The following is an 18,996-nucleotide window of genomic DNA, read 5'->3' on the forward strand; positions in this document are numbered from 1 at the left end:
TTTTTTAATTAAAGCTTCTTAACGAACTCAGATTTTAATTTCATAGGTCCAAAGCCGTCAACTTTGCAATCAATATTATGATCGCCTTCAACCAATCGGATATTTTTTACTTTAGTGCCTTGTTTAATTGGATTGCTGGCGCCTTTTACTTTTAAATCTTTGATTACTGTAACACTATCGCCTTCTGCCAATAAATTTCCATTAGCATCTTTAGCGATAACTCCTTCTGTGGCAACTTCGGCTGATTCGTTCCATTCATGTCCACATTCTGGGCAAACAAATAAGCCACGGTCCTCATAAGTATATTCTGAACCACATTCTGGACATTTTGGTAGTTGTGACATGGTGAGTCTCCTTTTCATTTTTACAAATTTACTGCTTAACTTTTATTCTAACAAAAAAATACTGCTTGTGAAAAGAGGCATAAGCAATTTTGTCGATTTTTCCAGTGATTTCAATCACTTCCCTATCTTTCTTCACATTTTCCACATATTCGTGTTTTATAATACATAATATAATTAGGTTCTACTCTATCTGAGGTGCAAAGAATGAAATACTTATATCAGTTAATGCTGGCTTTTTTTATTTTAACTTTAGCCATCATTTCAATCATTGGTCTAACCTTTTCTCAATTTACTAGACGAACGTTGGAACAAAATAATTATAGTCAGCTCAGTCACTACGCTGAGACCATTGCCGATCCACCAGCCAGTTTCCAGACAAATCCCTACTTTAATAGTGGCAGTGTCAGCGAACAGTTAATCAATCGGATTTCTTATACTGAAGACGTTTTAAAATCACAAAATGTCGAATTTGCTTTTATCAATGCTGATAATGAAGCTGAATATCCCGAAATTAACCAAACTCTTTTGAATAAATTAGTCACCAAAAAAGAATTTAAAATGGTAAAAAACCGAAGCGAAATTCGTAAAACTTTAAATTACGATTTAAACAATCAAAATGTCTCGACTGCTTATGTTTTAAGAGGATTATATCAAGTTGATACTGGGGAATTTCTAGGTATTTTAGTGATTTCTCAAAATGCTAAAATGATTCATGACAACGCTAATGCCATGTTTGCTGATTTAGGAAAAGGATTTATCGTATCCGCTGTTATTGCTTTAATCATCAGTTACTTTTTAGCTCAACGACAAGCAAAAAAAGTTAAAATATTTAATGACGCCACGAAAAAAATTGCCGCTGGAGATTTTGATGTTCAGTTAGCAGCAAATAATAGTCAAGATGAATTCAGTCAATTGGGACACTCCTTTAACGATATGGCAGTTTCTTTAAAAGAATCCAGTGAAGAAATTGATCGCCAGGAAGAATTACGCAAACAATTTATGGCAGATGCTTCCCACGAGATGAAGACGCCTCTTACTACAATCAAGGGCTTACTAGAAGGTATGAGATACGACGCTATACCTGCCGCCCAAAAGAAAAATGCCATTAATTTAATGGAAAAAGAAACTGACCGCATGATTCGTTTAATTAAAGAAAATTTAGATTACGAAAGTATTCGTGCCAACCAAATCAAGATTAATTTACAAGAGTTTAACGCGACGGATGCTTTAAAAGATATTGTTACTCAAATGGAAAATAAAGCAGCCGATGAGGGGGATCAGTTGATTTTGGAAGCTCCTGAAAAAGTCCATATCACTGCAGACTACGATCGCTTTACCCAAATCGTTGTTAATATTGTACAAAATGCGATTCAATTTACCCATGATGGAAAAATTATGATTCAAGCTAGTCAGGATGACCAAGGTACAGTAATTAAAATTTCTGATACCGGTATTGGCATGGATCCTGAACAAATCAAAAATATTTGGGAACGATATTATAAAGTTGACCCTTCTCGTACCAATAAAAAGTACGCAGAATCTGGTTTAGGTTTATCAATCGTCCAACAATTAATGAAGCTCCACAATGGAACGGTAACTGTTGTCAGTGAACTAAATCAAGGGACCACCTTTGAACTACACTTTCCCAATCGATAAAAAGAAGCCATTTTCCTAGTGAGGGAAAATGGCTTCTTTTGCTATTCTTTAAAAATCTACTTGATAAGTAGCAACACTGGCAATGCCATCAACAATCTGAATAATTAAAACCGTTTCTCCTACTTCAATTGATTCTGTTTGCTGATAAAGCTGAGCAGGAAAAATATTGCCGCTATCAATTACTTGAATTTCTCCTAATTTTTCAGGACGAATCCTCTGGGTACAACGGGCCAAAATTAGTTTTTCATTGGACAATGTATTGGTTTTATTTTTATCCGTCAAGCGATTAAACAGCGCCATTCCTGGAAAAAAAATTAAATTGATTAAAACAAAGATCACTAAGATGACTAAGATAATTAAGGCAATCATTAAATATTGGTTCATATGCTGTGCCTACTTTTCTTTTGGCTGGTGAAGATTTTCTACTGCATCCGTCAACGCTTGATTACCTTTGTTTTGTGCCAAACTTTCTGTCATTAACAGAGGTAAATCTAACCCAGTCGTTTCTTTAATCGTTTCAAAAGTTCTGGCTAGTCCAGCTTCCCCCATTTCATGGATGTCACTGCCGCCTCCAAATGAAACGATTTTATCAATGTTACTAATTGGCTGATTGACTTCTTTGGCAATTTGCGGCAAGACTTTTAGAAACTCTACTAACAATCCTGATTCATTTAATTGTTTCAAGGCTTGTGCCATTAATTCTTTGGCTTTCGCTTCTGCTTCACCGACACTTTGAACTTTCTCAGCCTCAGCTCTACCGATTTGAGCAATCTTATCGGCTTCGGCTTTTGCACTCAAACGAATTTTTTCCGCATCTGCTTCGGCTTGGGCGATTTCTTTATTTTTATCGGCTTGAGCTTGTTGTTCGATGACATATTTTTCCGCTTCGGCTTGTTTTCTAACCGTTGCCGTCAATTCTTTTTCATTCAATTCTGCTTGTTTTTCTTGAATTTCAATATTTTTTTCTTGTTCGATTAATTGAACCTTCATTTTTTCAGCGACTGCAATTTGCTCTGCTTGGGCCTGAGCAACTTCTTGTTCTTTTTGATATTGTGCTTGCTTTAATGCCATTTCTTTATTGGCTTCAGCTATTTCAGTCTTGCGGCGAATTTCTTCTTGTTGGGCCAGCTGTTCATTTTCAGCTTGTTTTACCCGTGTTTCTCTTTGAGCAACAGCTTCCGCTACTTCCGCATTTTTACGAACTTCAGCAATCTGAGGACGACCTAAAGATTCTAAATAGCCATTTGAATCACTGACATCTTTAATCGTAAATGAAACAATTTCCAATCCCATTTTACTTAAATCAGTCGAAGCAACTTGTTGCACTTGCTCAGCGAAATCATCACGGTTTTTATAAATATTTTCAACCGTCATAGTTCCCAAGATTGCTCGTAAATGACCCTCTAAAACTTCTTGTGCATCATCTTCCAGTTGCGCTGGTGTTTTACTTAAATATTGTTCCGACGCAACCTTTATTGCTTCAGTTGAGCTACCGATTTTCACAATAACTGTTCCGCTAGCTTTAATTGGTACCCCTTGCTCGGTATAAACTTCTGGTGTACCAATTTCTAATTTATGAGTCAATAGACTTAATTTTCGGTGTTTCTGAACCACAGGTAAAACAAATGTCCCGCTGTTCTTTAAAATTTTAATACCTTCTTTACCTAAAAAAGATCCTGTTACAATTAAGACCTCATCCGGTTGACCAATTTTGTAGCGACTAACCAATAGCAAAGCAATGATTAATACTAAAACAATTAAAATAATTAACCCTAACATTTTCATTCCCCCTTTTTTCTTATAAGTATAACATTATCCTACAAAAAAAAGACAATTCTTAAAAATTGTCTTTTCGCTCTATCTTAATTATTCAAAATAATCTTTTAAAAATTGATCGTACTCTTTTTGGTCAAATTTCTCGAACTTACCTACTTCATGTAAAACTTTCTTAATTTCAAAAATGGCCTTTTTTTGTTCTGCCCAGGCTTTCAGTTTACTGTCAGTATCATCAAATTTTTCCAAGGTAACATCCAATTTGTCAATAGTGTTTGCAATCTTCTCTAAGGTACGTGCTTCTTTTTTTTCATAATCTGCCATGATAAAGCCTCCTTAAAATATTTAACAAATTAAGTATAACGCTAATCATCAATTTAGTTAAATATTTTGCATTTTTTTACGTTAATTGATAAATATTCCCTGTTTTTTATTGAAATTTAAATATGAAAAATACGATCAGCATATTTTTCTTCAATCTTTGCATTATATTGAGGACCTCCATAAATGTTAGCACTTTTGTAAATTGGAGGTTCAAAACCTTGATCAAGCATCAGTGAACAAGCTTGATAAATTGTTTGCTGTAACAACAATGTCGCGGTAAAAGATGATGTTCCGCAAACTTTTGTGTCCAATCCTTCAATTGTTAGAGCAGCATCACCAAAAGTAGAATGATTATCCAAGACAACATCAGCAAATTCATAAAGCAATTTTCCACTACTATGCCTTGAAGAAGATTTTTTTGATGCCTCTAAAGCGGTTACGACTATTAGTTTATTACCTTCTGATTTAATTTTTTCTGCAAGTTCAATAATCATTGGATTTCTACCTGAATTTGAAATTAGAAAGAAAATATCATTAGGGGCGATCATCATCCTATGACCTAATATTTTACCTGATCCTTCTAACGTTTCATACATACCACCAGCTGCATCCATAATCACTTTAGACGGAATCAATCCTCCAGCGCGTCCACTTACCTCGAGGGCAGCTGCATAAGAATGTCCACTACCAAAAGCTTGCAGAATACCGTCATTCATAATTCCATCAGCGACTAATTTTGCAGCTTTTGTGATATTTTCTTTTTCATAGATTTCTAGTATATTCGTCAACTGTCTAGTTTCTTCAAAAAAAGCAAGCGTCATTTCATGTCCTCCTTAAAAAAAACAGTAATATCTTAGTTCTGAAATTTTGATCGCCAGCCTAACAAAATTAGCAGAAAATTATTAAGATACAACTGTCTTTTTTTATTCTTTTTTATTCTTATTTTGTTTTTTCATTTAAAGCGGCCATGAAGTCTTCTTGATCAGAATCAGGTGTCATTTGATGAATTAATTTCACACCTAATTCGTTTAATCTTTTGAAGCAAGCAATTTCTTCTTCATTTAGATAGACTGACTTATAAATACTAATTTTATCGTCACCGTTAGAAACATTCCCTACATTTATTTCATCAATCGGAACACCCGCTTCTTTCATTTGCACTAAAGCTTCAGGTTCTCTAGTTACAATCAAGACTCTTTGAGAATCGTATTTTCCAGCTAAAATATTTTCGATAGCTCTATTTGGAGGTAAAATAGATAGTTTTGCTCCAGCTGGTTTAGCTAATTTCAGCGCATCTTTTCCGAATTCATCTGCTGCAATTTTATCGCCGATCACCATTACTCTGGTAATTTGTAAAGATGGTGTCCATAGCATAGCTACTTGACCATGAATTAATCGGCCATCTACACGAACATTTATAATCGCCATAATTTCCGTTCCTTTCCAATATTAACTAAGTTTTATCCTTTTGCAATGATTCCCAGTCCACCTAGTATCACTGATAAAACTAAGATAATCATCAACACTTTTAAATTAGACATTTTTTTCTTTCCTAAGAGCCAATAAGAAAATCCGACAACAGCTGCTGGTAAAAGACCAGGTAAAATCATATCTAAATTATTTTGAAGATCCAAAGTAACCTCACCAATTTGCGGAATGATTGCAATTTTTAAATTAATTATGTTTGCAATCATCGCACCAACCATGAAAACCCCCATTAATGTAGCAGTATTTACTAAGGCTGAGAATTTAGTAGCTAGTTCATTTACTAAAGTAGTCCCTTGCTTATAAGCCCAACGTAATTGTTTTAAACGAAAAACAATCCAACATGCTTGAACTGCTAATAAAATTACAACCCCCATTGGGTTTTTTTGCATAGCCATGTTCGCAGCTAACGCGCCTACAATTGTTGATGAAATTGATGTTAACGAATCTCCAATTGCAGCAAAAGGTCCTAAAAGTCCAGTTTTGATCCCCTCAACCGCGGATTGAGATTTATCTGTTTCTTTTTCTTCTATTGCTAAGTCAATACCTGTGATGATCGTATTGAAATAATTACTGGTATTAAAAAACTGAGAATGTGTTTTCATCATCTTTTTTAATTCTGGCGTATTATCACCATATATTTTACGCAATTGCGGTAAAATGTGGTATAAATATCCAGAACCTTGCATCCGTTCATAATTCCAACCAGATTGGAAAAAGAAATAGCTTCGACGATTAATTTGCGAAAAGTCTTTATCAGTTAATTTATAATTAGTTTTAGTATTCGTCATCTTCAATTTCTCCTTCACTATCTTGATTATTTTGATTAGCTACAGCAGTTGGTACCTCAGAGTTTCTTTTAAAATCAATATAAGCTAACGCGCCACCAATAAGTGCAATACCCATCATTGGTAAGCCGTTTAGTACTGGCCCTGCATATCCTTCAATTGAACCACCGAGTGCTTGAATAGTTTTAAATAGTGTTGAGAGAATAATAGTAATTGTAAATCCTAATACAAGATAAGCTGCGTGTTTCTTCGCAGGTAGGAAACGAAGTAATATCGCAAAACCGACAGCAGGTAATACCGCTCCTGCGACTGTTAACCCATCACCTAACCATTTTAAGTCGCCGTTTAAAACTTCTACTAATGATTGCACTAATCCACCACCGAAAGTTAAAGCAAAGAATACAGGAATCATACGACTCAATGTCCATGATACAACACCAGCTAAAAACCAGCGCTCAATTCCTTTATAATTTTCTTTTTCAATTTCATGATCAATTCTGTGAACAAAAATTGTATTCGTCATCCGTCCTAAAATATCTGTATAAACTAATAATGCCGCAACTGGAACCGCGATTGTCGTTAATGCTTGTTCAGGACGCATACCTAGAGCAACCGAGAAAGCTGTACCAATAATTGCACCACTTTGAGCATCGATCCGACTTGCTCCACCAGGCGTTCCGATACCCAGCACCATTAATTGCATACTTCCGCCGATTAATAAACCTGTGCCCATATCCCCCATAATAATACCAGAAATTAAACCAGCAAAAACTGGAAAACTTGTACCTGTTCCCGGCCCTAAATCATCAAAAATGCACCATCCGCTATAAATTGTTAATAATAAAATCTGCCACCATTGAATCATTGCATCTGCCTCCATCCTTTTTTGTTTACCAAACTACAGAGTACTTTGTTTCTTTAGTTAATCTTACTTTTTACCCCCTTGTAAAATTCTATATATTAATTTTAAACGCTTACATTGATTTAATCAAGCCTTTTAACCATTTTCTAATAAATGCATATAATAGCCTTTTACGTAGACAATAATATTCTTTTTGTTGGTTTTTTTGAAAAAAAAAGAAATAACTATATATTAATATATAGACTTACTCTAACCACTATCTGGCTTTATTTTATTTATGAAATTCAGCTGGAATATTTTTTTAAATAACTATTGAACTATCATTTGATTTTCTTGATTTATACTCTAAAATTTTTATTTAACTTTGCTGAATACTTTATGCTAGTATGTATAGTGAGAAATAAGTATTGAGAGAAGGGATTTTTATGAAGGAACCAAAATACTTAAAGATAAAAAAAGACTTACTTCAAAAAATTGAAAACGGTATTTTTAAATCTGGAGATAAGTTTTACACTGAAACAGAAATAAAAAATTTGTATAATGTAAGTTCTATTACAGCTATCCGAGCTGTTCAAGAGTTAGCTAACGAAGGCTATTTAGAACGTTACCAAGGAAAAGGAACTTTTGTCTCTCGTTCAAAAAAAAGAACCATTGTAGAATTTACAGACTTAGAAGTATTTGCTGGAATGGAAGAAACCGTGTCAGTTTTAGAAGTGACGGAAATGAATAACCAAGAAATCAAAGATAAACTAAAATTAGCTAAAGATGAAACGTATTACAAAATTGTTCGATTAAGAAAAGCTGGCAATATACCGTATATTTTGCAAAATTCATTCATCCCAAGCAAATTTATTAAACCTAATTTCCCTTCTAACACTTACTTTGATTCAATTTACCAACGATTCAAAGAAGATTTTGGTATTAATTTGTATGAAACACACGCCATCGAAACAAACGAATTTTGTTCGAAAATTTCTCCTGACACGATGCAACTACTGGAACTAAAAGAGACGGATGGTTGTATTTTACAGGTTAAAACAAATGATAATGGCGAAGATGAAGTTTATGAATATGTTGAAAGCTATAAACATTGTGAATATTATAAAATCCAAATTGAAACCGTACAACGTCAATAAAATGATAAAGTCAAAAAAAAGAAGCAAAAAAATGCTTCTTTTTTTAGTTAAAGAGCCAATTAAGCTGATCTTTAAAAGCTATATCATTAGCTAAACGATTCCCACTGCCATCTTTAGCTTGCAGTTTAAGAGAAATTGATAAATCATCGGGGCTAAACTTTTGATTAAAAAGAGCTACATCAATCGTCAAAGGCTTCATCGATTGCAATTTATTCAGTTCAAAGAAGTCTGCTGAAATTATTTTTTTATCTTTTAGAAAGACCTGGATTGTTATTTTTTCAAGACCAACTGGCGCAGCAAAACCACGATTAATCAAATGAATCAAAATTTCAATGTGCTTATTTTTTTCCTTTAATTCAATCGACTCACAATTAATACGATAGCCTAAAAAATCTCTAAAGTATTCATACCAATTTCTTTGTATTACTTGGTCTTCTCGATTTAAAAACCAAGCTGGATCATAAGGTAATCCTAGTGATAATAATTTTTCCATTTCAATCGTTTGATTTTTCCAAGCATTGATTGAAGAAAAGCTTGAGTATTCACTTTTTTGTAAGGATAAATACTCATCAGGATTCTTATTATTTCGTTTTAATTCATTTTCCCAAACAAACTTTGAAAAATTGCCATCCAGCATATCTTTATAATTATGAGTTAAGCTTAACGAAGTAAAATGACCATTCGCCAGACGTTTAGCCATTTTTTCTGGATCAATCGTTCGATTATTTAGATAAATCGGATTCGCCCACCACCAAATCATCTCACCATCAACGAGTTGATACCGCGAATCCTGTCTTAAATCATGATTTGCAGCAGATTCCCATAGCCCCCCCCGCAGTGTTCCACCCATGAAGATTTCCAATCAAAAAATCATCATGGTACCCTATTCTTTGAAAACCAGAATCTTCTTGGCTTAGTAATTTTTGTTTGATATCCCAATATCTAACCTGTAATTTCATATCTTTAGGAGTAGCCTCTATTATTTTATTTAAAATCTGACCTTCGTCAGACCTTTCTCGTGATTTAAAAGACCATTCTCCCCATGCACCAATGATTCCAGCTTGTAATACATGAATTTGCCCAGACCATTTTTTCAAATAGGGTCGTAATTGATCCAAATGTTCATAAATTTGTTCTTCTTTTGGTTCCTGCGACATGGGATTGCCATCATCCCATACATATGCAAATCTTAGGACCGCCTTCAGATGTAATGAAGATAATTTTTGAATAAATCGGTCCATATTTTCGAACGCTATTTGATCAAGCCTTTTTTCTTTATACTCAGTTAAATAAAAGTAAACTTGGACTAATGTGGGGTGATCGTCATGATATTTTTTGAATTCTTGTTCCAATGCCTCAATTGCATTATCTTTTTCATATTGATAGATACTTTTTCCCGTAGCTACATTCAAATAGACCTCAAAACGAAACCCTCGATCACTGTTTTCTAACAGCTCAGTGTCCAATCCTTTTTTTGGTGGTATCTTAAACTTCACTTTTTCACATCCTTTGTAATGAAATTGCTTTTAGTCTTCATCATCAGAATCACCGCTAAGTCGATCATTTAAATATAATATACTTTCTTTTCCATCATCTAAAAATTTGGGTGCACTATTAATTAGCATCGAATTGATAAAACTTACTACCATCGGCATATTCATTCCTGTATAAACATCAAATTTCCGACCTTCCATTAGAAGTTTAGACAATACGTTTGCTGGTGTTCCTCCTAAAATATCTGCAAATACGATAAAGTCATTGCCAAACGAAGACACAGCAGCTTCAAATTTCTTTGAGAAATCTTCTTGCCCCTCTTCTGGTAAAAGAGGCACGGCAATAATATCCTCTTGTTCTCCCATAATCATTTCAGTACTTTTTTTCAATTCTACACAAAAATTACCATGGCTAACTAGCACAAGTTTTTTCATAATTATTATCCTACTTTCAATTTTATAAAATTTAAATTTTACTCTTCTTGTGATAAATCAAGAACAATTGGTGCAGAAGAAAGGTTGATTGTCTCGCTATAAGTGCCCTCTGTTTCGAAAATAATTAATTCATTTTCGCCTTTTTTCAATAGAGCTTTAGGAATATACAACGTTAGATAAGGACCTTTTTCCCAAAATCTTCCTAGATTAACGCCATTAATCAGTGCAATTCCTTTTCCAAATTTTGAGATATCAAGAAAAGTATCTTCAACCGCATCAAGTTCAAATTTATATTGATAAAATGCTGGATTATTTTTTTGCCATTCTTTTGAAAAATCAATTCGATCCAGTTTCTCGAAATTAATCGAAAATTGTTCCCAGTTTAACATGAAATGTAAATCCATCATTACACCGGTGCGGATACCTTTTCTTTGCGTATCTGCTAACAACTTATGGCCGTAATTTACACGCCCCATATTCTCCATTAAAATATCCACTTGATTTTCTGAGCGAGAAAGTGCTAATTGGATATCATCACCAATTTCTTCTTGATATTGGGTCGTCACATAGCTTTTATTCAAATAAATTTGTGCTCGATCCCGACCATCAATAATTCTAAATCTTTCCTCAGTAGCATCTTTTAAAAATTTAGTGCGATAAACCATATAACCATAATATTGTTCGAAATATTCCATATTTGCCGGATATTTTGTTGTATGTCGTTCACTGATTTCTTCTAACACTTCAAATAAAGCAACTTTATTCGTTAGTTGGATAGATGATTTTTCTATTGTCGATTTTACCTTTGGTGCCGTTTGAACAATATCAGGAAACATTTCATGAATCACATTTTTTATAACAGTATATTTTTCTGTAGGGTTTCCCTGTTCATCTAGCGGTGCACCATAATCGTAAGAAGTGACTTGTGGTAAGTCCTTAGTTCCTCTAGCAGAACAACCGTTCATAAAGCCAAAATTGGTCCCCCCGTGGAACATATATAGATTAATACTACCAATCATCAGTACCTCTCTAACTGCCTCACCTAATTCTTCTGGATCACGTGTTACGATTGGCTCTCCCCAACGGTTGAACCAGCCATCCCAAAATTCCATACACATTAATGGCCATTTTTTGTTATTATTTTGATGAAAAGATGTTAAGTTTTTAAAATTCAGTTGTCCTTTTGAACCAAAATTTCCCGTTGACAAAATATCTTGCTCATCCATACTTCCTGCTCTTAACGTCGCTAACCATGCGCCATCTGAAGTAAACAAAGGAACAGTTACACCATTGTTTCTCATTAAAGTAACCATGGCTTGCAAATACTCTTTATCTTCACCATAAGAACCATACTCATTTTCTACTTGCATCATAATGATAGGTCCACCATTTTCCATTTGAAATGGCGTAACTTTTGGTAAAAGGACATGATAATATTTTTCTACATACTCTAAATAATTAGGATCGGACGAACGAATGCGACAATTTTTTTCCAATAACCAAGCTGGCAAACCACCAAATTCCCACTCGGCACAGATATAAGGTGATGGCCGCAAGATAACGTATAGCCCTGTATCTGCGGCCGTTTGAATAAATTTTTCCAAGTCAAGAATACCTTCAAAATTAAAGACCCCTTCTTTTGTTTCGTGGGCATTCCAAGGTACATAAGTTTCAACAGTATTAAAACCCAATGCTTTCAAATTAAAAAGCGAATGTTCCCAATCACTAGGATGGACCCGAAAATAATGTATGGCACCTGATAATATTTTGAAAGGCTTACCGTCTAATAAAAAATCTTCTTTAATTTCAAATGTCATCTTTGATTCTCTCCTTTTAAGAAACCGCTAACAATTATTTTATATATTAAATAAATTACCATGTAAAAACTACTATGTCAAAGGTTTCATTCAAGTCGTTTATAAGTTAATATATAAAATATATAATTCCCTTTTTACCATCATTTTTTAAATTTTAAGAAAGTAGGTTTTACACTATGCAAATGAAGTCCAATTCGGTCGAAGTCAATTTTAATACGAACGGGTCAATAGAATCTTTAATATCCACTATCAATCCTAAAATTAACTGGGTTTTAGCAAACAACAGCACTTTTGGTCTCCCCTTTGTTAATGGCAGCCAATCAACAGAAACTTATCTTACTGGAAATACTATCTATACAGAGTCTGAAAAAAGTTTTAATTCTGAATCAAAGGAATGCTTTGTTAAATTTCATTTAAATGAAGATTTGCTTTCATTTACTAGCCAACTACCTTTACATGCCGGACCAAGATCAGGAATTGATTTTAGCTTTAATCTTTTAGATTCCCCAGATGACAAATGGACCAATCAATGTATGCCTCATGTTATCTATACTGCTGAAGACCAGAGCTTTTGCTATATTATTTTCTTTAACCCTGACGGGGGCTATTTAACTTGGATAGTTGACGAGCCGTTTGCGGCATGGCGTATTAAATATAGTCCAAACGGACATAAAATGGTTGGTTTCCAGTTATTAAATGAAGCAGATGATATTGTTGGAAAGAATTTACCGTTAACAGAAAATCTTTCTGGGCATATTTTCTTTTCTGAAGACTTATCAACTGCTTATGACCGCCTTTGTGACATCTTAGAAACAACAATTATTAGTTTTGATCAGTCAGGCGCTCTAGTTGGCAACAAACTTCCTTTAATCATTCATGGTGCTTCTTATGCTGATTGTTTTCAAATAATTGACCCACAAAATAATAGACAGACAGTCTCATCATTAAAACAGTTGTCTTTATCAACAAAGGGCACCTATACTCTATTACCTATTACAAAGGGTCGATGCCATCAAACTAAAATTTTAGCACATGATTATTGGCAAGATTTGTTACATCGTTCGAGCGATTTTTATCGGAAAAATTTTCAAGATAAAACTGGTGCTTTTTATCGTGTTATTTGGCGAGATAGTCTTTCACCAGCTGGGGGCATAACCTACGAAGGGATTGATTTTGGTAATCCTCAAAAAATGATTTCTTGTAAAACAGGAGAGTTTGGGGGTTTCGCAGGTTGGTTAATGATTAAAGCTGCACTTTCCGACCCTAGTGATGAAGCTGCCCGATTAGCAGCCGAAAAATATATTGAGTCTTGGGCTTTAAATTTAGATCATCCAGACAAACCGCTCCCAGGCACAATTGCCGCCTTTCCTCAAGAATTTGGCGGTCGGAAATTTGGTGCTTATCATGTTTATCATGATTTTAATTATCCACAATATGAAATTTTTTTAATCGAACAGTTAGTTGATTACTATCATTTAACAAAAAAAGACATGATTCGTGACTATGTGATAAAAATCGGACGACATTTTGTAAAGGAACACATAAACGATCAAGGTGCTGTATGGTGTCAAAATAAGAGCACTAGCATTCCTAGAGATTATTCGACGGTTCACACTCCTGTAACTGGTTTACACAAATTAGCCACAATAGCTTTTGACAAAGATCAAACATATTTTTTAAAAACAGCTGAAAAGTTGGCTGATCATATCTGCCAAAGAGGACTGAACTTTCCTACTGAAGGAGAACAATCGACAGAAGATGGTTCAATGGCTTGCAGTGCTTTGTCTTTGTTATATGCTTATAAGCATATTCAACCAAAAAAAGAATATTTAAATACAGCCAAACTAATCTTGGATAAACACCGTGTTTTAGAACTTAACGGTGCAGATAGTCGTCTTTTTTATTCCAGTTTACGATTTTGGGAAACCATGTATGAAACAAGATCTTGGGGACCATCAATTAATGGCGGTCATGCTTGGAGTTTGTGGACAGCTGAAGCAAAATTACTCTACTCAGAAATCACCGATGATTACCAAGCCTTTAAAGAAGCTTACTGTGGATTTATGGCGACTTTAAGTAATATGGATGAAAACGGCGGGATTTTTTGTTGCTACACTCCAGACATGCTTCCAGGTAAACCACATTCTTATGATCTTTATTTAGAGAATCAAATTGAAAAAGGAAACTTTATTGATCTTTATGAAACAAGTACAAAATTTGCTCAAAGTCAACCGACTCACAGCTATTCTACTAGCGGAACATATACTTTAATAAAAGCAACTGAATACTGGAATCGCATAGCAGGTATAGATTTTACTGATTATACAGCTATCAATGGTCTGCTAGAAAACACTACTTTTACTCTTGCCATTGAAAATGAAGGCACGTTATTGATCAATGGTTTACCAGAAGAAGAATTATTCATTATCTTACCACCTGAAAATACTACATTAAAAATTAAAATGACGCCTGATCAGTTTCAAAAACTCACATTTTTAAATTGTGAAATAATAAAAATTGATGGTGGCTATTCAATTAATAAAATCCAAAAATCATTTTCAATCAAACCAAAGAAATAAAAAAAACACTTGGGACAGCGCAGCAAGCGTCCCAAGGTTTTTTTTATTCTATAACTTCAATTTTTTGATACCAAGAAGTGGCAGTTTCAGACAACACTTTATTTAAACTTTCAATATTATTACGTCCTTCTGTTTGCAACCACTCGCGGGCATTAGCTTCTCCTGATTCAACTAAAGGTTTCACACCATCTTTCCAAGTTGCACGCCCACACAAAACGCCATTAAAAGTTGAACCTGCTTCATGGGCAAAAAGAAGTGTTTTTTGGAACATATCAGTAGAAACACCGGCACTTAAAAAAATAAAGGGTAATCTTGTTGCCTCACTTTGATCACGGAAAAATGCAGCTGCTTCTGAAGCAGAATAAGCTATCTCTTCTTCAGCAAAACCTTCAACATAATGCATGTTTACTGGTACCTCTACTTTTAGAACATCTACTTTGTAACGTGGTTTATCAAACTCTTTCATCATCTCAATAACTTTGTGTGGTTTTACTTTAGCATATGCTAAAGAATTCGCGTCATTATCTATTGCATCATAAGACACTAACTCTAGATAAAATGGCAAATCTTCTGCCGCACATTCACTGCCCAGACGTTCAATAAACACATGCTTTTGATGATTAATTTCCTCATCTTCATCCACATCATAATAAAGCAGAAATTTAATTGCATTGGCCCCTTGCTCTTTCAAACGCAACACCGACCAATCAGCTAATAAGTCGGGCAAACGTCCCGGTGTACTTGCATCGTAACCAGTTTTCTCATAAGCCAATAATAGTCCAGCTTCAGAATCCCGAGCATTCGCGGCCGGTAAACCATATTCTGGGTCAAGTAAGATTGACGAAGCATAAGGAGTCAATACTTCTGACACTAATTTTTTAAACTCTTCAATTTGCTGATCTGTTGGTTCTTTCCCTAGGGCTTTTATCATTTTTTTCAAGGCACCTCGTTGATCAATTGCAAGAGCGCTAATCACACCATCTTTGTTAGATAAGTGATCCATGGCTGCCTTTTTATTTTTCGTCAATTTTAGCATGAATTTTTCCTCCATTTTTCTACTGATAAGGGTGAATGGTGACACCTTTTACTACTCTGTTAACTGTGCCAGTCGGTGAAGGCGTATCTGGTGTATTTCCAACTTTAACTGAAGTTAATAAGGCAACAGTTTGAGCCACCATCACGAAAGCCAAAGCCGCGTAGCCATCTGGAAGCAATGCTAATTCTTCTGAAAAAGAAAATTGATCACCAGAGAAATTTCTTTTCCCTGGTTGTGTGATAGCAATGACACCCGCTGCAATCTCATCTGATCGAACTTCCTCTAACACGTCTAAATCATAATCTCGTGTATACGTTTGGTTGTTAACAAAGCCGAACATAACTGTCTTATCATTAATAAAAGATTTGGGACCATGACGAAAGCCCATCGAAGAATCAAATACTGTTGCCACTTTGCCAGCGGTTAATTCTAAAATTTTCAACTGAGCTTCGCGACTCAAACCAGCTAAACTACCTGATCCTACATACACAATTCGATCAAAGTCAAGATCAACAATTTTTTGAATGTCTTTTTCACGAGCAATCACTTCTTCACCTAATTTGCTAAGCGTTTCAACATACTGCTTTTTTGTTTCTAAGTTGGATTGATCAAAAACTAACAAGGTACTTAATGTCATACACGAAAAGCTACCTGTCATGGCAAAACCATCATCATTTGATCGACTTGGCATTAATAAAAGAAAACTTTTCGCATCTGCTTGGCTCATTTTTGCTAACTGCCCATCAGCAGCACAAGTGATCGACAAATGATGAATTGTATTCACTACCTGATTAGCAATCTCAACAGCCGCGATACTTTCTGGACTATTTCCGCTTCGTGCAAAAGAAACAAGTAATGTCGGTTCATCACTAATCAAATATTCTTGAGGAGAAGCAACAATATCTGTTGTCCCGATTGCTTCAAAAATAAAATCTTGATGATTTCCGTGCTGACGTAAATATGGTGTGATAGTATCACCAACGTATTGTGAAGTACCAGCGCCTGTAAAAATAACTCTCGTTTTTTGACCTTTTGCTGCTTCTTTGACTTTTCCAATAAATTCTTGTAGTTCTTCTTGCGCATTTTTGTAAATATTTATAGTTTCTTCCCATAATTCTGGTTGTTGGTGAATTTCACGAGTTGTAATTTCTGCACCAAGATCTATTAATTTTGATTTTTCTAATTCAAACATTTTTTTATTTCTCCTAACTATTTCGAATATGTCGAATCTTGTAATGAAATTGATCCGCACGAGCAACACTCAATGTGTACTCAATTATTTCATTTTTTACATTGTAAGTTGAACGAGCCAAATGAAGCACAGGGGCACCTTCAGGAATCATTAACAATTTTGCGTCTTCCAAAGAAGCAATACTTGCATAAAGTTCTTCATCTGCTAATCGAATGATTTGATCGAAATCTTCAGAAAAAACATCATAAAGTGGTTTGCTCCGAAGAAGTGATTCTTCCAATGATAGAAATTTTTTAGCTGGTAAATAAGTCTCTTCAATCATTAATGGTTCGTTATCAGCTAATCTCAACCTACTTAAGTGATAAACCTCTTCCGATAAAGAGAGGTTTAAGCGCTGAGAAACGAAATAATCCGTTGTGATTTTTTCAAACAATAAAATGCGGGTTTCTGGTTTTTTTCCCATCTGCTTCATTTGTTCAGTAAAGCTATATGCTGTTGCCAAATCAGTATCATCATTTTTGATATCAGAAACAAAGGTTCCTTTACCGTGGCGTCGATAAATATAGCCACTGCGCTCTAATTCTTCTAAAGCCAGGCGGACAGTTGTTCGGCTAACATCATATTCATGAGTTAATTTTCGCTCAGATGGCAACTTGTCATGTGGAATCATGCCAGTGTTCATTCGCTCTTTTAATAAATCGGCCAATTGGTGATACAAAGCTTTGTTTTTTAAAGAAGTTGTCATAAAATTCTCCTACCTCGATAACTGGTTATAACCTTATACCAATAGTACGGTGGTTTTTTTTATTCTGTCAAGATAAAATATTTTTCCTTTTTTTTAGAGATTAAAAACCCGATTGTTTCAGCAATATCGGAAAAATATTAATTTGGATTAATAAAAGACCCAGTATGATAATTTAAAATAAAGTATGAAAATCTAATACCAGTTAAGAAAATAAAACTAAAAAAAGAAAACTTTCAAATAGAAAGTTTTCTTTTCGTGCCTATTTAATGCCCTTTTTTCTTTTGTTGCTTTTTTAATTGCTTTTGCTGAAATTTTGCTTCTGCCACATCAGCTTTATCTTGCTTTTGTCGTTTTTGCTTAGCTTTTTTGTTCAGCTGATGAACTTCTTGCAGTGCAAGTTGTGACTTGGTGGAAACAACTGGTTGACGTTTGGCACGATTAATCATTCGTTGTCGCCGTTTAGGATTAATTTTTCTCTCAACAATACCATTGTTTTCAGCTTTAACCGTTTGGCTACTGGCTAGAATTTTAGGCAACTGCTGATGAATAAAAATCATAATGTCCTGATCTTTTGGCTCTGGACCAAAAGTATGCTTGTAAACCAGCGATTCCTTTTGATCTTGAGCTTCCACTAAACCACACCAAAATGTGCCATCAAAATAAACAGTTAGTTTCATGATAGCCCCCCCCTTTGTAAAAATTACAATGGACGACCTGGAGGGAAGGTTACTGACATTATTTTCATAATGCTCACGGACTACCAACCGTGACGTGTTTTTATGTTCTTTTAGCATAAAAGGATTTAGTTAATCTGTCAATTAATCTTTTAGTTCACAAAGCACCGTCGGATAGTCTTTTACGTAATAGCGAAAATTTTTGCGACCCTTACGAATAATCTCATGACCTTCTGCTTCTAACAATTTAATCTGCGCTTCAACACCACCAGGATATTTAGGATGAAGTTCCCCCTGTGCTTTTAATGTTCGCCAATAAGGTGTTTTATTTTCATTTCTTTGATGGCTTGCCCAAGCAACAATACTGATAAATATTCCCGCAGTAATTGGATCAGTAAAATCAGCCTCATTTTTTTTAGCCAAATAAGCGCGAATTTCACCAGTAGTAATGACTTTCCCCCCAGGAATTTTTTTCATGATTTCATCATAAGTTAACGGTGGTGCAAAATACATTTTTTCTCCGCCATATTTTTTGATTGACTTTTCGTCTGTCAAAATCTGAATTTTTGGCATCCCTTTTGACTCATGGAGCATCTTATTAAAATCTTTTTTATCTTCATTAGCCATTTCTCTCAGCTCCTTTTCTTTCATCATAGC

Annotated in this window: 20 protein-coding genes; 3 read left to right on the forward strand and 17 right to left on the reverse strand. The window is 34.6% G+C overall.

Annotation, left to right across the window (positions count from 1 at the left end; genetic code table 11):
• Nucleotides 1-8: 8 nt before the first annotated feature.
• Nucleotides 9-344, reverse strand: a complete 336-nt coding sequence (locus ACVWNY_RS13025) for a zinc ribbon domain-containing protein YjdM (RefSeq protein WP_218325980.1) — start codon at nucleotides 342-344, stop codon at nucleotides 9-11.
• Nucleotides 345-548: 204 nt separating this feature from the next.
• Between ACVWNY_RS13025 and ACVWNY_RS13030 the strand changes: the two genes are divergently transcribed.
• Nucleotides 549-2,000: a sensor histidine kinase gene (locus tag ACVWNY_RS13030; protein ID WP_438720480.1), complete on the forward strand. Its 1,452-nt coding sequence runs from the start codon at nucleotides 549-551 to the stop codon at nucleotides 1,998-2,000.
• 48 nt (nucleotides 2,001-2,048) lie between these two features.
• Here the strand turns inward: ACVWNY_RS13030 and ACVWNY_RS13035 are convergent, their stop codons facing one another.
• The 7 genes from ACVWNY_RS13035 to ACVWNY_RS13065 form a co-directional block, all read right to left on the reverse strand.
• Complete coding sequence (locus tag ACVWNY_RS13035; RefSeq protein ID WP_218325982.1) at nucleotides 2,049-2,384, reverse strand: hypothetical protein; 336 nt, start codon at nucleotides 2,382-2,384, stop codon at nucleotides 2,049-2,051.
• A gap of 9 nt (nucleotides 2,385-2,393) precedes the next feature.
• Nucleotides 2,394-3,779: a flotillin family protein gene (locus ACVWNY_RS13040; RefSeq protein WP_218325983.1), complete on the reverse strand. Its 1,386-nt coding sequence runs from the start codon at nucleotides 3,777-3,779 to the stop codon at nucleotides 2,394-2,396.
• Between the two features lie 87 nt (nucleotides 3,780-3,866).
• The gene (locus tag ACVWNY_RS13045) at nucleotides 3,867-4,097 is read right to left on the reverse strand and encodes a hypothetical protein (protein WP_218325984.1); all 231 of its coding nucleotides are present in this window, start codon (nucleotides 4,095-4,097) and stop codon (nucleotides 3,867-3,869) included.
• Between the two features lie 116 nt (nucleotides 4,098-4,213).
• Nucleotides 4,214-4,918 carry an SIS domain-containing protein gene (locus ACVWNY_RS13050; protein ID WP_218325985.1) on the reverse strand — a complete coding sequence of 235 codons (705 nt, stop codon included), beginning with the start codon at nucleotides 4,916-4,918 and terminating at the stop codon, nucleotides 4,214-4,216.
• Between the two features lie 118 nt (nucleotides 4,919-5,036).
• The gene (locus ACVWNY_RS13055; RefSeq protein WP_218325986.1) at nucleotides 5,037-5,525 is read right to left on the reverse strand and encodes a PTS sugar transporter subunit IIB; all 489 of its coding nucleotides are present in this window, start codon (nucleotides 5,523-5,525) and stop codon (nucleotides 5,037-5,039) included.
• 32 nt (nucleotides 5,526-5,557) lie between these two features.
• Nucleotides 5,558-6,373: a PTS system mannose/fructose/sorbose family transporter subunit IID gene (locus ACVWNY_RS13060; RefSeq protein ID WP_218325987.1), complete on the reverse strand. Its 816-nt coding sequence runs from the start codon at nucleotides 6,371-6,373 to the stop codon at nucleotides 5,558-5,560.
• Nucleotides 6,360-7,235, reverse strand: coding sequence for a PTS mannose/fructose/sorbose/N-acetylgalactosamine transporter subunit IIC (locus ACVWNY_RS13065; protein WP_218325988.1), 876 nt, complete (start codon nucleotides 7,233-7,235; stop codon nucleotides 6,360-6,362). The genes ACVWNY_RS13060 and ACVWNY_RS13065 overlap by 14 nt, the downstream gene beginning before the upstream one ends.
• Before the next feature lie 422 nt (nucleotides 7,236-7,657).
• On the opposite strand from ACVWNY_RS13065, the gene ACVWNY_RS13070 reads away from it, so the two are divergent.
• On the forward strand, nucleotides 7,658-8,368 hold the full coding sequence (locus tag ACVWNY_RS13070) for a GntR family transcriptional regulator (RefSeq protein ID WP_218325989.1): 711 nt from the start codon (nucleotides 7,658-7,660) through the stop codon (nucleotides 8,366-8,368).
• Nucleotides 8,369-8,411: 43 nt separating this feature from the next.
• On the opposite strand, the gene ACVWNY_RS13075 is transcribed toward ACVWNY_RS13070, so the two are convergent.
• The 4 genes from ACVWNY_RS13075 to ACVWNY_RS13090 are packed head-to-tail and all read right to left on the reverse strand — an operon-like array spanning nucleotide 8,412 to nucleotide 12,113.
• The gene (locus ACVWNY_RS13075) at nucleotides 8,412-9,218 is read right to left on the reverse strand and encodes a DUF4832 domain-containing protein (protein WP_461211738.1); all 807 of its coding nucleotides are present in this window, start codon (nucleotides 9,216-9,218) and stop codon (nucleotides 8,412-8,414) included.
• Nucleotides 9,169-9,864, reverse strand: a complete 696-nt coding sequence (locus tag ACVWNY_RS13080; protein ID WP_454072117.1) for a DUF4874 domain-containing protein — start codon at nucleotides 9,862-9,864, stop codon at nucleotides 9,169-9,171. The genes ACVWNY_RS13075 and ACVWNY_RS13080 overlap by 50 nt, the downstream gene beginning before the upstream one ends.
• 30 nt (nucleotides 9,865-9,894) lie before the next feature.
• Nucleotides 9,895-10,299: a PTS sugar transporter subunit IIA gene (locus tag ACVWNY_RS13085; protein WP_218326175.1), complete on the reverse strand. Its 405-nt coding sequence runs from the start codon at nucleotides 10,297-10,299 to the stop codon at nucleotides 9,895-9,897.
• A 35-nt stretch (nucleotides 10,300-10,334) separates the two neighbouring features.
• Nucleotides 10,335-12,113, reverse strand: a complete 1,779-nt coding sequence (locus tag ACVWNY_RS13090) for a glycoside hydrolase family 35 protein (RefSeq protein ID WP_218325991.1) — start codon at nucleotides 12,111-12,113, stop codon at nucleotides 10,335-10,337.
• 176 nt (nucleotides 12,114-12,289) lie between these two features.
• On the opposite strand from ACVWNY_RS13090, the gene ACVWNY_RS13095 reads away from it, so the two are divergent.
• Nucleotides 12,290-14,692: a hypothetical protein gene (locus tag ACVWNY_RS13095; RefSeq protein WP_454072118.1), complete on the forward strand. Its 2,403-nt coding sequence runs from the start codon at nucleotides 12,290-12,292 to the stop codon at nucleotides 14,690-14,692.
• A 43-nt stretch (nucleotides 14,693-14,735) separates the two neighbouring features.
• Here ACVWNY_RS13095 and lacD read toward each other — a convergent pair whose 3' ends face one another.
• The 5 genes from lacD to ACVWNY_RS13120 all read right to left on the reverse strand — a co-directional run bounded on the left by lacD (nucleotide 14,736) and on the right by ACVWNY_RS13120 (nucleotide 18,966).
• Complete coding sequence (gene lacD / locus ACVWNY_RS13100) at nucleotides 14,736-15,728, reverse strand: tagatose-bisphosphate aldolase (RefSeq protein ID WP_218325993.1); 993 nt, start codon at nucleotides 15,726-15,728, stop codon at nucleotides 14,736-14,738.
• A 19-nt stretch (nucleotides 15,729-15,747) separates the two neighbouring features.
• On the reverse strand, nucleotides 15,748-16,920 hold the full coding sequence (locus ACVWNY_RS13105; RefSeq protein ID WP_218325994.1) for an SIS domain-containing protein: 1,173 nt from the start codon (nucleotides 16,918-16,920) through the stop codon (nucleotides 15,748-15,750).
• 13 nt (nucleotides 16,921-16,933) lie between these two features.
• Nucleotides 16,934-17,665: a GntR family transcriptional regulator gene (locus tag ACVWNY_RS13110; protein WP_218325995.1), complete on the reverse strand. Its 732-nt coding sequence runs from the start codon at nucleotides 17,663-17,665 to the stop codon at nucleotides 16,934-16,936.
• Between the two features lie 263 nt (nucleotides 17,666-17,928).
• Nucleotides 17,929-18,342, reverse strand: a complete 414-nt coding sequence (locus ACVWNY_RS13115) for a YjdF family protein (protein ID WP_218325996.1) — start codon at nucleotides 18,340-18,342, stop codon at nucleotides 17,929-17,931.
• A 141-nt stretch (nucleotides 18,343-18,483) separates the two neighbouring features.
• Nucleotides 18,484-18,966, reverse strand: a complete 483-nt coding sequence (locus ACVWNY_RS13120; RefSeq protein ID WP_218325997.1) for an MGMT family protein — start codon at nucleotides 18,964-18,966, stop codon at nucleotides 18,484-18,486.
• Nucleotides 18,967-18,996: the final 30 nt, after the last annotated feature.

This window comes from Enterococcus sp. JNUCC 77 (assembly GCF_054819945.1).

Bases quoted from the DNA above. Each gene is read 5' to 3' on its own strand.
- ACVWNY_RS13025 (WP_218325980.1), bottom strand. From the start codon at position 344: ATGTCACAACTACCAAAATGTCCAGAATGTGGTTCAGAATATACTTAT.
- ACVWNY_RS13030 (WP_438720480.1), top strand. From the start codon at position 549: ATGAAATACTTATATCAGTTAATGCTGGCTTTTTTTATTTTAACTTTA.
- ACVWNY_RS13035 (WP_218325982.1), bottom strand. From the start codon at position 2,384: ATGAACCAATATTTAATGATTGCCTTAATTATCTTAGTCATCTTAGTG.
- ACVWNY_RS13040 (WP_218325983.1), bottom strand. From the start codon at position 3,779: ATGTTAGGGTTAATTATTTTAATTGTTTTAGTATTAATCATTGCTTTG.
- ACVWNY_RS13045 (WP_218325984.1), bottom strand. From the start codon at position 4,097: ATGGCAGATTATGAAAAAAAAGAAGCACGTACCTTAGAGAAGATTGCA.
- ACVWNY_RS13050 (WP_218325985.1), bottom strand. From the start codon at position 4,918: ATGACGCTTGCTTTTTTTGAAGAAACTAGACAGTTGACGAATATACTA.
- ACVWNY_RS13055 (WP_218325986.1), bottom strand. From the start codon at position 5,525: ATGGCGATTATAAATGTTCGTGTAGATGGCCGATTAATTCATGGTCAA.
- ACVWNY_RS13060 (WP_218325987.1), bottom strand. From the start codon at position 6,373: ATGACGAATACTAAAACTAATTATAAATTAACTGATAAAGACTTTTCG.
- ACVWNY_RS13065 (WP_218325988.1), bottom strand. From the start codon at position 7,235: ATGATTCAATGGTGGCAGATTTTATTATTAACAATTTATAGCGGATGG.
- ACVWNY_RS13070 (WP_218325989.1), top strand. From the start codon at position 7,658: ATGAAGGAACCAAAATACTTAAAGATAAAAAAAGACTTACTTCAAAAA.
- ACVWNY_RS13075 (WP_461211738.1), bottom strand. From the start codon at position 9,218: ATGGGTGGAACACTGCGGGGGGGGCTATGGGAATCTGCTGCAAATCAT.
- ACVWNY_RS13090 (WP_218325991.1), bottom strand. From the start codon at position 12,113: ATGACATTTGAAATTAAAGAAGATTTTTTATTAGACGGTAAGCCTTTC.
- ACVWNY_RS13095 (WP_454072118.1), top strand. From the start codon at position 12,290: ATGCAAATGAAGTCCAATTCGGTCGAAGTCAATTTTAATACGAACGGG.
- lacD (WP_218325993.1), bottom strand. From the start codon at position 15,728: ATGCTAAAATTGACGAAAAATAAAAAGGCAGCCATGGATCACTTATCT.
- ACVWNY_RS13105 (WP_218325994.1), bottom strand. From the start codon at position 16,920: ATGTTTGAATTAGAAAAATCAAAATTAATAGATCTTGGTGCAGAAATT.
- ACVWNY_RS13110 (WP_218325995.1), bottom strand. From the start codon at position 17,665: ATGACAACTTCTTTAAAAAACAAAGCTTTGTATCACCAATTGGCCGAT.
- ACVWNY_RS13115 (WP_218325996.1), bottom strand. From the start codon at position 18,342: ATGAAACTAACTGTTTATTTTGATGGCACATTTTGGTGTGGTTTAGTG.
- ACVWNY_RS13120 (WP_218325997.1), bottom strand. From the start codon at position 18,966: ATGGCTAATGAAGATAAAAAAGATTTTAATAAGATGCTCCATGAGTCA.